Here is a 14,627-nt window from a genome sequence, read left to right on the forward strand (position 1 = left end):
TGATAGTAAAGTTTAGAGGTCGATTAATTTATTTATATCCAGGAGGATTCGATTTACATGCTTAACTCAAAAAAACAAGACCCATTCTTTATTGCATTGCATAAAATTGCTGAAAATATGAGAGAGGCTGTACATTACGCAAATGATTTTCGTATTCACAGTGTAGCTGACCTTAAAGAGATTAGCATTACAATGAAAAATTACGAAACTGCTGGCGATAAGCTCATTCACGAACTGATCGTAATGTTAAACAAATCATTTATGACACCTATAGAACGTGAAGATATTTTAGAGTTTGCCATTCGTATGGATGATATTTTAGATGGCACAGAACATTGTATTGCACACTTTGAAATGTTTTCACTTACAGAGATTGATGAATCCATGCGCACTTTCCTAGGATATATCTCTAAGAGTGCTGATGAAATTGTCAAAGCGACTGAAGAGTTAAAGAAAAAGAATCTAATTGGCATGCGTCCACACGCCATTCTTATTAAAGACTATGAACGTGAATGTGATGAGGTACAGCGTACTTCCATCAAAAAACTGTTTTTAAACGAAAAAGATCCGATTCGTCTTATTAAATTTAAAGATATATATGAACAACTTGAAGATATCGCTGATCATTGTCAAAACGTAGCCAATACTATGGAAACAATTATCATGCGTAACGCATAATTAGGAGATGGGCAATTTACAATGAATACAATCATAATACTAACCATACTGGTCGTCATCTTTGCCCTTACATTTGACTTTATCAATGGCTTCCATGATACAGCAAATGCTATCGCAACTTCGGTTTCCACTCGGGCATTGCCACCTCGCACAGCGATCATTATGGCAGCGACTATGAACTTTATCGGTGCCATCACCTTCGTAGGAGTTGCTAAAGCTCTAACTAAAGACATTGTAGACCCGTTCTCTTTAAATGCCTTTGAAGGAGACACAACAGGTTCAGTTGTTATTTTAGCTGCATTAATTTCAGCTATTATTTGGAATTTATTGACTTGGTACTTTGGTATTCCATCTAGTTCTTCACATACGTTAATTGGTTCGATTGCAGGTGCTGCTATCGCATCAGCAGGCTTTAACGTGTTAAACTACGGCGGCTTTACTAAAATTATTATGGCATTAGTGCTATCCCCACTACTTGCCATTTGTGCTGGCTTTATCATGATGACACTTTTTAAATTATGGTTTAAAAATTTAAATTTATATCGAACAAATAAAGGTTTCCGAACAATGCAAATCTTCACCGCAGCCATTCAATCGTTTACTCACGGGACAAACGATGCACAGAAGGCAATGGGGATTATGACAATGGCGCTAATTGCTGGTGGCTTGCATACTGGAGATGAAATACCTTTCTGGGTACGTGCTGCAGCCGCTACAGCAATGGGTCTAGGTACATCTATTGGTGGATATAAAATCATTAAAACAGTTGGCGGTAAGATTATGAAAATTCGTCCAGTTAATGGTGTTGCGGCGGATTTAGCATCCGCTACAGTTATTTTTGGTGCTACGTTAATTCACTTACCAGTATCGACAACACATGTTATTTCTTCCTCTATTATGGGTGTTGGTTCTGCACAGCGCGTACGTGGTGTAAACTGGGGAATGGCTCGAAAAATTGTTACTACGTGGGTAATTACAATGCCAATTTCAGCAGTGATGGCATCCGTTATTTATTTCATATTATCATTATTCTTTTAACGAAAAAGGCTCCTATCCAATGGCTGGATAGGAGCCTTTACTTTGTCACACGACAAAAAGCGACACATCCATTACACTAATTGAAAAGGGGGATACATAAATAACTATGAAAACAATTTCGACATTTATTACAGCACATGCGAAAGCAATCGTAGCTATATGGCTTATTATTTTTCTAGCTATGGCTTATTTTGCTTTACAGCTTCCGGGTAAACTTCAAGGGGATGGCTTTTTTGTTGAAGGCGATCATACCTATGTTACAAATGAGCTAGCAGAAAACTTTGATTTGCCTTCTGATACGATTTTGATTGTCTTTGATCAAGCAAAAGATCAAAAAATTGAAGATACTTTAAAAAAACTCGATCGTATAAATGAAATACATTCAATTCAATCGCCTTTAGAAGATTCCTCTTTACGTAAAGATGACATTGCCTATGCGATGGTTCATTTAAAAAATGATGTTGAGAATCTTCCGGAGATTGTCGAGGAATTCCGTTCATTAATTGAAGGAGACGGGATTAGCATTACTGGAGGACCCGTTATTTCTGCTGACATTAATACAGCCAGCCAAAAAGATTTAGCGTCAGCTGAAGCCATTGGGTTACCAATTGCCATTGTTGTTCTTTTATTGGCTTTTGGTACAGTGATTGCTTCTATCCTACCCATTGTCATTGGTATTGTTACAGTCGTTACTGCCTTCGGAATAATGACATTACTTAGCGGCAGTGTGAATCTATCTATTTTCGTGTTAAATATTGTTCCAATGCTTGGGCTTGCTTTAAGTATTGATTTTGCCCTACTGTTTATCAATCGTTACCGAGAAGAGCGTGCACATACCTCTATTGGACAAGCTATTCAAACTGCTATACAGACAGCAGGACGTTCCATTATTTTCTCCGCAGTTTGTGTCATGATAGGTTTAGGCGCAATGATTGTTATTGATGTAGAGATTTTTCACAATATCGCTCTCGGGGGCACAATCGTCGTCCTATTAGCCGTTCTTTCTGGTCTAACATTACTCCCTGCCACAATGATGCTTTTAGGAGATAGACTTAATAAATGGCGTATATTGCGTGTTAAACCAGGTGGTGCGAACCGTTGGCGTGGCTTCGCTGGTTTTGTCATGAAACATCCAGTTGCGATTGTCATTTCAGCATTATTATTACTTGGTATTGGTATGCTCCCATTAAAGGACATCAAACTAGTGATTCCACAGGTTGACTCCTTACCAACCAAATATAATGCACGTTCAGCATATGACCAATTAGATAAAACATTTGGACTCGGTGAATCATCTACTTTATATTTGTTAGCTGAACGCAAAGAAGGTTGGGAAGATAGTGAGGCACGAGAGCTTATTTATACTATTCAAGAAAAGCTATTAAAGGATCCGTTAGTCTTAGAGGTCTCTACAATATATACAGCCGCGAATATTCAAACACCTGAAGAATTATCAGCATCTTTAGCTATTCCACAGGTCGCGGAACAATTAAAACCTGTTATTCATACCTTTTCAAAGGATACACAACTATTTATCCCAATTACCATTGATGCAGCAGGTTCTTCCACTACTGCTCAAACGTTTGCACGAACATGGATGGAAAAAGATTTAAATGTAAGTTTTGCTCTTGGGGGGCCAGCTAAATTTAACCAAGAGATTTTCGATGAAATTGCTAGTAAAATTGTTTTGGCTATCGCCATTATCATCGTCTCTACATTCTTTATTTTAATGCTTGCATTCCGCTCAGTCTTAATTCCATTAAAGGCGATTATCATGAACATTATTGGTCTTTCATCTGCATTCGGTATACTCGTTTATATTTTCCAATATGGACATTTTGGTATTGAGGCAGGCTCAATTGTCTTGATTATTCCTGTCATTGTTTTCTGTCTCGTGTTTGGTTTAAGTATGGACTACGAAGTCTTTTTAATTTCTCGTATCCAAGAGGAATATTTAAAAGGGGCAGATAATACACGTGCAACCATTGATGGGCTGACATCTACTAGCCGTATTATTACATCGGCAGCGCTTATCATGATTGTTATCACAGGAGCATTTGCTTTTACGGACGTCATGCCTGTAAAACAAATTGGTGTAGGGATAGCCATTGCTGTTGCTATTGATGCGACAATTATTCGTCTAATGCTTGTACCTAGTCTCATGAAACTATTTGGCGATTGGAACTGGTGGCTACCATTTTCAAAGAAAAGTAAATAAACGAATTAAAATCCGCCTCTCCATAAAAAGAGGCGGATTTTTCAATTAAGCATAGATACTGTTATACCATTCTTTTGCTGCATGTACTTCAGGAATAGTAAGCTGATGTCCAAAATCAAACCATTTTGTCGTAACCTTAGCACCTGCTGAAGTTAACAGTGTTTCTAAATCCTCAGATTCTTGTGCAGTACACATCTGATCATTCGTACCAGCACCGATAAATACAGGAATAGAAGAAAGTTGCGGTAATTCAATTCCACGTCTTGGTACCATTGGATGATGTAAAATAGCTCCCGCTAATGCATCATCATAATGGAATAGCAAGCTTGCCGCAATATTAGCACCATTTGAATAACCTATCGCTACAATTCGTTGCCGATCAAAGCCATATTGCTGTGCTGCCTCCTGTAAAAATTCATATAGCTCCTTTGTACGAAAGATTAAATCCTCTATATCAAAGACACCTTCTGCTAGTCGACGGAAAAATCGCGGCATTCCATGTTCAAGTACATTTCCACGTACACTTAAAATATTAGCTGTTTCATCTATCTCTTTTGCCAGCCCAATTAGACTTTCTTCATTACCTCCCGTGCCATGTAACAACAATAACGTCGGTTTTGTTTCATCTGTCCCTTTATAAAAAATGTGTTGCACTGACAATCACCTCTCAATTATCTTGAATTCGAGATAATTGTAGCCTGTGGCAAAATTAAATTCAAGCTTTTTGACTTATTAATTTCTCGATTCTCTCGATTTGGTTGTTCTTCGTGATTTTTATAAAAATTAGTAATGGTATAAACTGAAAATAAACATGCTGCAATCACCACAACAATAACAATTCCCACTAATTTTTTCCCGTTCATTGATATTTATCCCCCGTATTTTTATTTCTTTGTACGAAAGCCCTCTTCTAGTAAATATTCCTTTGCTGCATCATACGTACCAAATGCCTCTTCAAGATTTTCCCCATGATATACATTCCAAGAACGTTGCTCAAAAGCAAGTTGCAATTGAGCACCTTCTCGGCTATGCCAAATCTCTATAATCGGCTCCTGCTCTTCTACTTCTTCTGATAAGTACTGAATCGAATCTTCAATAATTTCACGAAGCTGTTGCTCATCAAAATCACGAATATTCACTAATCCTTTTTCGTTAGCCACATGCTCATAGCGTAATAAATCCCCAACAAAGACAAATCCATTGCCATTGGGATGTAGCTTTTCAACTACAACTGTCTTTTCATAAAGACTGTCCATATAGTGATAATTTAAGCGTTTTAATGAAATTTCCTTTCTTGTTAGTTCAGTAAACGATTCAATAACCGCTTGTTTTTGTTCAAATGTTAGCATATAAAAAATGCTCCTTTTCTTTACAATCTATCTTACAGTATAACGTATTTTTCGTTTTTTTATCGTGACGTTTCTAAATCATTTTTGCCAATAAAAATAGGACAAGCTTATACTAACAGCCTATCCTATAAAAAATATCATGTCTGATTAAATATTTTTTCGCGTGCAAATTTTATTACTTGTGCAACATATAGTTCTCGATAAGGAACAAATTGTGCGTTACTAACTGGTCGGACAATTTTCATGCGTTGACCATCTGGAAAATATTCGTAGCCTTCAATATTTAACGTCGTTGTTTCTCCTAAGAAAAATGCCTCTGCTTCATCAAGTCTTGCTCTCACTACACCAGAGACTTCTTCATACTGTAATACAAAGGAATCCCAATCATGTTGGAAGGGATATATGTAGACATGGCAAAATTCATTGTCGATCATATTTTCAGAAACGATACTACAAGAGGTCATGCCCATTTTCACTACTTCATGGACATCTATATCGAGACCCAGTTCTTCTTTTACTTCACGAATACCTGACTCAACTGTTTCAATAGCTAATAGATGCCCTGCTGCTGTAATATCAAGCAACCCTGGGTAATCCTTTTTCTGCGAGCTACGTACTTGAAAATAAATATAGTCTTCATTGACAAGCCAGCAATGAAATGTCTCATGCCAAAGCCCTTTTTCATGTACTTCTGCCCGTGTCGCTGTGCCAATTTGCTCATGCAGTTCGTTAAACACTTTTACAATTTCTTGTTCCATTTTTTCGGCTCCTATACTGACTTCGTCGCTTTTTTCTTAATCGCATTACGTTGATCATAAATATTAGATACGATAACCTTTAGTACCGCGTAAAATGGTACAGCAATAATAATACCAATAAAGCCTGCAATATTACCCGCTGCTAAAATAATTGTAATAACGGTTAATGGGTGAATATCGAGTGATTTTCCCATGACATTTGGTGTAATAAAGTTGCTATCTATTTGCTGTGCAACAAGGGTTACAACAGATACCCAAACAACTAGAATAGGATCTTGAATAACTGCCACAATCAATGCTGGAGCAAAGGCTATCCAAGGCCCAATGAATGGGATCATATTCATAAAGAACGCAAAGATCACTAACAGTAACGAATATTCTAATCCAATAATTAAATAACCGACATACATGATGAGTGCTAATAAAAAGCTAATCTGCAGTTGTCCCTGAATATAACTGCGTAATACATCATCAATTTCACTTAATGTCTTTTTTACCCATTGTTGACGCTCGCCACTGAAATATTTATAGATAGATGGGGCAAATTTTTCATGATCCTTTAGCATAAAAATAAAGAAGAATGGAATTAAAATAGCTAATAACGACACAGAAACAATGGATTGTAAAAAGGACACAAATCCCTTACTCGCTACTACTGCGATATCCTGTACAGAATTCGCCATTTTTTCAATAACATCATTTAATTGCTGTGGGAAATTATCTTTATTTTGCGTTACATAGTCTGTTAGTTGTTGGATGCTCGTACTAATACTCGTACTAATCATAGGGGCATTCTTCACTAATTTATTGACTTGCTCGGCAATCGGATTACCGATAATCCAGCCAAATATCCCCGCAATCGCTATTAACCCAAATACAATTGTCAATATACTTGCCCATCTAGGCATTCTCCGTTTTTCTAAAAATCTCTGAATCGGTTCAGTCACATAATATAGGACACCACCAAGTAATAAAGGCACAAAAATAGCTTTTAATATAATGACTAGTGGTGAAAAAATCCAATGAATCTCTATAAAATATTTAATGATTAGTAGTGTAAGTAATATCCCTACGCCTACTTGAAACCAAACTTTCCTCGTCACTTTCATTCACTTCCTTTTATCACAGTTACTGAAAATACTACTGATATATTAACCATTTCGCAAGTATCCTAGTATTTTTAGACAAAATAAAATTGTATGGAGATGATCAATTAAAAAATTCGCTCACTTCATGGAAGTGGAGCGAATTTATAGATTAATTAAAGTGAGGAGTCATCAACTGAATTTAAGTATGCCTCAATTTCCCCAATAACCGATTCAACACAGCCGTCCTCAAATGGCGAAATTAAGCCTGCCTCTTTTACTAGCTTTGTAAAGGACATAGATCCTCCCAAGCCGCATAAATGTATATAATCTTTCCAAGCAGCCTCAAATTCTTCACGTGAACGCTTCCAGAACTGGAAGGCGCAAATTTGGGCTAGCGTGTAATCAATATAATAGAACGGGCTCGCATAAATGTGACCCTGACGTTGCCAAACGCCCCCTGCTGCAAGATAGCTATTATCGTCATAGTTACGGTGTGGTAAATATGTTTCCTCGATTTTCTTCCATGCTGCCTTACGTTCAGCTGGTGTCATTGTAGGATTTTCATAAATAACATGTTGGAACTCATCTACTGCAACACCATATGGTAAGAATAGAAGACCGCTACTTAAATGTGTAAATTTATATTTCTCTGTATCTTCTTTAAAGAATAGTTCCATCCATGGCCACGTGAAAAACTCCATACTCATTGAGTGAATTTCACAAGATTCGTAGGTTGGCCACAAATATTCTGGTATGCCAATATTACGACTTGAATACACTTGGAAGGCATGTCCAGCCTCATGTGTTAACACATCAATGTCACCTGACGTTCCGTTAAAGTTCGAGAAAATAAATGGGGAATGATAGTTTTCAATAAATGTACAATAACCACCACTCTCTTTACCTTTCTTCGCTACAAGGTCCATTAATTCATGCTCAATCATGAAGTTGAAGAATTCTCCTGTTTCTGGTGATAACTCCTCATACATTTTCTTACCATTTGCTACGATCCACTCTGGATTACCCTTCGGTGTAGCATTGCCTGATAAGAAGTTTAATGCTTCATCATAGAATTTAAAATCTTCAATACCAATACGCTTTGCCTGGCGCTCATATAGCTTCGTTGCAACAGGTACGATTAAATCTCGAACCTGATCACGGAATTTTTTTACCATTTCAGCATTATAATCGATACGATTCATGCGAATATAACCTAGCTCTACATAGTTTTTGTAACCTAGTTTAACAGCAATTTCATGACGCACCTTTACAAGCTCATCATATAAACGATCAAATTCTTCCTCATGTTCAGCAAAGAAGCCAAAACGAGCATCTGTCGCAGCCTTACGTGTTTCTCGTTCAGTTGATTCCGAAAATGGGCCAAGCTGAGCAAGTGTTAATGTCTCTCCATTAAATTCGATTTGTGCGGAAGCAACAAGCTTATTATATTCAGAAACAAGCTTATTTTCTTTTTGCATTAAATCAATCACTTCTGGGGAGAACCCTTTAATTTGATAGGTTGCTAGATCGAATAATTGCTGACCCCATTTTTCTTCTAATTGCTGACGGAACGGTGAAGCAATTAATGCTTTATAGTATTCTGTAGTTACTTCCTCTAGCTCTGGACCAACTTCATCGAAATAATCACGTTCTGCTTGATAAAATTCATCATTTGTATCAATAGAAGCACGAATATATACTAAGTTAGCCATTGTAGCAAAGTCATTACTAATTGTATTTAACTGTTCAATGATGCCACTTTGCTCGTCCATAGATTGTGCATTTTTAAATTGTTCGATGAGAGCTAATTGTTGCTCTTTCATAACTGCCACATTTGGACGGTTGTATTCATAGTCTTTAAACGTTTTCATTGAAGTCCCCTCTTTCTGGCCTATCCCCGTAATATTTCTATTATATGCCAAATGGAACCTATTAAGAAACAATTATCTACACTGAGCAATAGTTTTTTACGAGGAAGCACTAGATAATTTTTCAACGAAGGACATAATTATTTAATAGCCTATAATATATGTTTTTAATAATGCGGCTCTTTCTCTTATTCTTAGTTTAGCTTCTACTGACTTAGGTGTTTTGGCCGCTACGACATCCACTTCAAAATTTAATGCTTCAGCTAGATATTTGGCACGTTTCAAATGAAAGTCATTAGAAACGATGGTGATTTTCTTTGTCTCTTTTGGTAATAGTTCTTTAGAAAATACTAAATTTTCATAAGTCGATGTAGATTGATCCTCTATGATAATTCTTGAAGCCTCAATACCTTTCTGTTCCAGATAATCTTTCATGACAGATGCCTCTGTTCGATCTTCATCAGGTCCTTGCCCACCTGACACAATAACCTTAACATGCGGATAGTTTGTTAAGTATTGTACCGCCACCTCTAATCTACTTTTTAACGACAGCGATGGTACACCACCAGGCTTTACTTTTGCTCCAAGTATAATCATATAATCAGCAGAGCCATTGGCATTTGGTTCAACTCCCTGCTCGATTTCTTTTCCCAACCAGATATAAAGAACAATGCCCATACCTACTAGAAGAATACATATACTTATCACCCATTTTTTCACAAATCACCCCTCCTTTACCTTTTATTAACGTGGATAAAGTAAAAAGGATGCTTGGTCAACAAGCATCCTGAAACATCATCTCAATATAAAGCGTTTAATGGACTCCTGTAATGCAGATATTTCATCAGTTAGATCATTAGATGATTCACTAACAAGCTGGATTGCTCGTTGTTGCTCATCTACAGACGCAGTGACCTCTTCAGATGCAGCAGCATTCTTTTCACTAATCAAGGCTATGCTTTCGATCGATTGCATCATATCATTCTTAGAGTTATTTAAATATTCTACACCCTCTGTCATATCTCCTATGAAGGCTATTATCTTTTCAACAGCCAATTTAATTTCTTTAAAGGACGTCTCTGTTACTATGACAGAATCATTTTGCTGACGCACAATCACATGTGTCTTCTGCATCTCATTGTTGACTAAGTTTGTTTCACTTTCAATACCCTTTAACGTCGTGCGTACAAGCTCAGTCGCTACAGCTGTTTGATCAGCAAGCTTTCGTACTTCCTCTGCAACAACTGCAAATCCTTTGCCCTGTTCACCAGCTCTAGCTGCTTCTATTGAAGCATTAAGAGCAAGTAGGTTCGTTTGATCTGAAATTTCGGTTATCGTCCCTACAATACCTTCAATTTCACGCACCTTGACAATTAGACTACTAAAAACAGACTGCATGTTCTGAATCAACGTTGAAGACTCATTGGATTTTACTTTCAAGCTATCTATATTAACAAGACCTTCTTCATTTGATTCCTTCATATGCTGGGATGCATCGAGCATTAATTCATTTTTTTCATGTAATCCTTCTATTAGACGCGCAAATTCTATAGCTGTTCGATTTGTATCTTCCGCATCAGATGCTTGCTGGACTGCGCCTTCCGATACTTCATTAATGGCTTTAACAATCTCATCTCCATACGCATTTGTTTCTTCAGCTACTGCTGATAGGTTCGCTGATGTTGATTGAATTTCTACTATCGCTTCCTCTACATCCGAAATAAGCGTTTTGAGCTGATCAACCATTTCATTAAAGCCTGCATTTAACTGTCCAATTTCATCTGAACGCTTTAAATGTTCAATGTCTACAGTTAAATTCCCCTTAGCTACTTCGAGCACACGCTTCGATAATTTTTGTACGGGCAATGCCAGATGTCTAGATACTAAAATAACAACAATGGTCCCTATAATAATGGCACCAATTAATGTTACAGCAATCACTATCAGTAAGGAATGTGCCCCTTGGTTAAAGTCTTGCATATACGTACCAGATGCAATAATCCATCCCCAATACGGATCTTTCTCAGAATAGATAATTTTATCAGCTAAAACATCCTGACCTGGAAGTTCAAACTCATATTCTGTAAAGCCACCACCATCAAGTGCCTTTTCTGTTACTTCTCGAATAAAATAATTACCACTACTATCTTGGTCATTCCATAGATTGTCTCCTTCTCTAGTAGGGTGTGTTGTTAAAGTACCCTTATCATCTAGCACATAAATATAGCCATATTCACCTAAATTACCAGGATAGTTAATTGGTCGCTTCCCTTCACTATCTTTAGGACCAAGTAAAGCTTCTCGTACTCGCTCTTGTGCTACTTCTAAAGGAATATCGCCCTTTTCAACACTCTCATTTGCGAGTTCAATCAATTGCAAAGCCGATTCAACACTATTGTATAGTACTTGCTCTCCAATCTCCTCCATTCCATTTTTCGCCTTACCGTAACTAACCATTCCAATAATCAAACTTGGAATAGTCAATAGTGCTAATGAAATAATAATTAGTTTCCCCTGTATCGAACGTAAAAATCTCATACTTTAGACCCCCCTATTTTCTTCGTTCAAATATATTAATTTATATTATGTTATGGTTTGATAGTTTTCACAATGGGTAAACGACAAATTATTTTCTAATTTCCCTTAATCTGGTTTAATTCTACATTTAATATGAAAAATGACACATTGATGGTAGTACTGTTTAATTTATGTAACAAAATAAAAAACTATTTTTCTACAAGCTCTACGCTCATAGAAAAATAGTTCAAATTAATCAATAGCTTGTATTTAAGAGCTCTTCAGTGCAGACATCCAAGCCTTTTTTATTTGCCTTATAACTTGTCCTTTTAAAGAAATCGAATTGTGCCCTATTTCAATAATAAAACTAAGATATGATACTTATCCAAATAACTAATCCGACTAAAGTAGCGAACAATGTTGGGATTGTAAGAATAATGCCGATTTTAAAATACTGCCCCCAGCTAATTTTAATGCCCTTTTGAGCCAATATATGAAGCCATAATAATGTCGCGAGTGAGCCAATCGGTGTCATTTTTGGTCCTAAATTGGTGCCAATGACATTTGCATAAATTAGACCTTCTTTCATCATACCTGTTGCGCTTGTTTCGGAAATAGCTAAAGCATCAATCATGACAGTGGGTAAATTGTTCATAATCGCTGATAAAATGGCTGCTACAAATCCCATAGTGATAGTGGCTACTATAAAGCCTTGCTGCACAGCTTGGTCTAGCAAACTTGCCAATAACCCCGTCATACCTACATTTTTCAAGCCATAGACAACCACATACATACCAATTGAGAAGAACACAATATTCCACGGAGCCCCTTTTATAACTCTCTTTGTATCAACAAACGTACTGCGTTGTGCTAACCATAAGAAAATTGCCGCAACACCGCATAAAATAAAGGATACAGGGATGTGCAAAACTTCACCAATCACGAACCCCACTAATAGAATAACAATCACATACCAAGCTATTGCAAATAGTTTCGGGTCTCGAATTGCCTGCTTAGGATGCTCAACTGCCTCCAGAGAATAATCTTGTGGAATGGATCGACGAAAAACAATGTACAGGACTACTATACTTGCTATTAAAGAAAAGAAGTTAGGTACAACCATATGAATAGCATAATCTATAAAGCCGATCTCAAAGAAATCAGCTGATACGATATTTGTTAAATTACTAATAACAAAGGGTAAGGATGTGGTATCTGCAATAAAACCACTTGCAATGATAAATGGAAAAATCATTTTTTCCGTTAAGTTCAGCTTTCTCACCATTGCTAAAACAATGGGCGTTAATATTAAAGCTGCACCATCATTAGCAAATAAAGCCGATACAATAGCTCCTAAACAGGCAATATAAACGAATAAACGAATCCCGCTCCCCTTAGCAAGCCGTGCCATATGCAGAGCTGCCCATTCGAAAAAACCAATTTCATCTAATATAAGCGAAATTAAAATAATACCGATAAATGAAAGCGTGGCATTCCAAACAATCCCAGTTACCTCTAATACATCTTGCCAGGTGACTACGCCAATTAATAGCGCAATAGCTGCTCCTATACAGGCTGACCAGCCAATTGATAGTTTACGCGGCTGTACAATAACGAAAAATAATGTAACTAAAAATAAAATAATCGCTAAAGTAGTCTGCATATTTTCCTCCCTAATTAAAAACCAGTAGCCTTATAGCTACTGGTTTACTCATTTAGATTAGCGGTTTATTCACCTAAATCTGCATTGTGGAAGACGTTTTGTACATCTTCTAAATCTTCTAAAGCATCTATTAGTTTTTCAAACTTCACTACATCGTCACCAGTTAATGTTACTTCAGTTTGAGGTAGCATAGATAGTTCTGCTACTGTGAACTCTTCAACACCTGCAGCCTTTAATGCTTCTTGTGTAGCAAAGAATTGATCTGGCTCTGCATAAATAATAACTGCTTCATCTTCTTCTAGAATATCACGAGCATCAATATCTGCTTCCATTAAAATTTCTAGTACTTCATCAGCAGTTTTGCCCTCTAAACCAATTACTGCTGTTGAATCGAACATATAAGCTACAGAACCACTGACACCCATATTCCCATTATTTTTACCAAATGCTGCACGAACATCAGATGCTGTACGATTCACATTGTTTGTTAAAGCATCCACGATAATCATTGTGCCTGCTGGTCCAAAGCCTTCATAACGTAATTCGTCAAAGCTTTCATCACCGCCACCTTTTGCTTTATCGATGGCTTTTTCTATAATATGTTTTGGAACACTATATGTTTTAGCACGTTCAAGAACTACCTTAAGTGCACGGTTTGACTCTGGATCTGGTTCGCCTGATTTAGCTGCCACATAAATTTCTCGACCAAATTTGGCATAGACACGGCTTGTGCTTTGATCTTTAGACGCTTTCTTTTCTTTAATGTTATTCCACTTACGACCCATTGTTTCCACTCTCTTTCAAAAGATAATTTTATAAAAATAATAGATACACATTTGCATATCTGAAAATGGTAATTAAATACTTATCGTATCTTTACTCTGCAAATAATAACACAATGATTCTTACAAAGCTAGATATACCAATGTTTAAGCGAACTTTTTCTAAAGCAATAACTGTTAAAATTTACGCTATTTAGTATCGCCTTACAACAACTCTTGTTTTATTTTTACGAGTAACGCCTGACATCCCTCACGTACTAAATCGTAGGTTTCTTGAAAATCTCCCGTATAGTAAGGATCAGGGACGTCCTTATGATGCTCTGTTAAATCTAAAAAACGAAATATCTTTGGTGAATGGGGATCACCTAACATCGTACGGATATTGCGAATATTACTTTCATCCATACCTATAATGTAAGCAAATTTTTCAACATCAGCTTGTTGCAATTGTCGACCACGCATTCCTGTAGTAGAAATGCCATACTCTTTAAGCTTATCTTGTGTACCACGATGAGGGGGCTCACCAACATGCCACGAACTCGTAGCAGCAGAATCCACTTCAATTTTATCATTCAAATGCTCTTTCTCTATTAAATCACGCATGACAGCTTCTGCCATTGGAGAGCGACAAATATTGCCTAAGCACACGAAAAGTACTCGAATCATTC

At 36.8% G+C, this 14,627-nt stretch carries 14 protein-coding genes; 3 read left to right on the plus strand and 11 right to left on the minus strand.

Features of this window, described 5'->3' with window-relative positions:
- Positions 1 to 57: 57 nt before the first annotated feature.
- The 3 genes from OU989_RS20395 (at position 58) to OU989_RS20405 (ending at position 3,934) form a co-directional block, all read left to right on the plus strand.
- Positions 58 to 678 (plus strand): DUF47 domain-containing protein, encoded by a 621-nt coding sequence (locus OU989_RS20395; protein WP_274794750.1) that lies wholly within the window; start codon positions 58 to 60, stop codon positions 676 to 678.
- Between the two features lie 21 nt (positions 679 to 699).
- Entirely contained in the window at positions 700 to 1,716 is a 1,017-nt protein-coding gene (locus tag OU989_RS20400; protein WP_274794751.1) for an inorganic phosphate transporter, read from the plus strand.
- Positions 1,717 to 1,822: 106 nt separating this feature from the next.
- Complete coding sequence (locus OU989_RS20405) at positions 1,823 to 3,934, plus strand: MMPL family transporter (protein ID WP_274794752.1); 2,112 nt, start codon at positions 1,823 to 1,825, stop codon at positions 3,932 to 3,934.
- 45 nt (positions 3,935 to 3,979) lie between these two features.
- On the opposite strand, the gene OU989_RS20410 is transcribed toward OU989_RS20405, so the two are convergent.
- The 11 genes from OU989_RS20410 to OU989_RS20460 all read right to left on the minus strand — a co-directional run bounded on the left by OU989_RS20410 (position 3,980) and on the right by OU989_RS20460 (position 14,625).
- Complete coding sequence (locus OU989_RS20410) at positions 3,980 to 4,588, minus strand: alpha/beta hydrolase (RefSeq protein ID WP_274794753.1); 609 nt, start codon at positions 4,586 to 4,588, stop codon at positions 3,980 to 3,982.
- A 17-nt stretch (positions 4,589 to 4,605) separates the two neighbouring features.
- Positions 4,606 to 4,797 (minus strand): hypothetical protein, encoded by a 192-nt coding sequence (locus OU989_RS20415; protein WP_004231917.1) that lies wholly within the window; start codon positions 4,795 to 4,797, stop codon positions 4,606 to 4,608.
- 21 nt (positions 4,798 to 4,818) lie between these two features.
- Positions 4,819 to 5,283 (minus strand): hypothetical protein, encoded by a 465-nt coding sequence (locus tag OU989_RS20420; RefSeq protein WP_274794754.1) that lies wholly within the window; start codon positions 5,281 to 5,283, stop codon positions 4,819 to 4,821.
- Positions 5,284 to 5,420: 137 nt separating this feature from the next.
- The gene (locus tag OU989_RS20425) at positions 5,421 to 6,041 is read right to left on the minus strand and encodes an NUDIX hydrolase (protein ID WP_274794755.1); all 621 of its coding nucleotides are present in this window, start codon (positions 6,039 to 6,041) and stop codon (positions 5,421 to 5,423) included.
- Between the two features lie 11 nt (positions 6,042 to 6,052).
- A complete protein-coding gene (locus OU989_RS20430) occupies positions 6,053 to 7,150 on the minus strand; it encodes an AI-2E family transporter (RefSeq protein ID WP_274794756.1) in 1,098 nt (365 codons plus the stop codon).
- A gap of 152 nt (positions 7,151 to 7,302) precedes the next feature.
- Entirely contained in the window at positions 7,303 to 9,000 is a 1,698-nt protein-coding gene (locus OU989_RS20435; protein ID WP_274794757.1) for a M3 family oligoendopeptidase, read from the minus strand.
- A gap of 141 nt (positions 9,001 to 9,141) precedes the next feature.
- Positions 9,142 to 9,675, minus strand: coding sequence for a YdcF family protein (locus tag OU989_RS20440; protein WP_396631764.1), 534 nt, complete (start codon positions 9,673 to 9,675; stop codon positions 9,142 to 9,144).
- A gap of 117 nt (positions 9,676 to 9,792) precedes the next feature.
- Positions 9,793 to 11,535, minus strand: coding sequence for a methyl-accepting chemotaxis protein (locus OU989_RS20445; protein ID WP_274794759.1), 1,743 nt, complete (start codon positions 11,533 to 11,535; stop codon positions 9,793 to 9,795).
- A 346-nt stretch (positions 11,536 to 11,881) separates the two neighbouring features.
- Complete coding sequence (locus tag OU989_RS20450) at positions 11,882 to 13,177, minus strand: arsenic transporter (RefSeq protein WP_274794760.1); 1,296 nt, start codon at positions 13,175 to 13,177, stop codon at positions 11,882 to 11,884.
- A gap of 65 nt (positions 13,178 to 13,242) precedes the next feature.
- Positions 13,243 to 13,962: a YebC/PmpR family DNA-binding transcriptional regulator gene (locus tag OU989_RS20455; RefSeq protein WP_274794761.1), complete on the minus strand. Its 720-nt coding sequence runs from the start codon at positions 13,960 to 13,962 to the stop codon at positions 13,243 to 13,245.
- 201 nt (positions 13,963 to 14,163) lie between these two features.
- Positions 14,164 to 14,625: a low molecular weight protein-tyrosine-phosphatase gene (locus tag OU989_RS20460; RefSeq protein WP_274794762.1), complete on the minus strand. Its 462-nt coding sequence runs from the start codon at positions 14,623 to 14,625 to the stop codon at positions 14,164 to 14,166.
- Between the last annotated feature and the right edge of the window lie 2 nt (positions 14,626 to 14,627).

The organism is Lysinibacillus irui (genome assembly GCF_028877475.1).
GTDB classification, from domain to species: domain Bacteria; phylum Bacillota; class Bacilli; order Bacillales_A; family Planococcaceae; genus Lysinibacillus; species Lysinibacillus irui.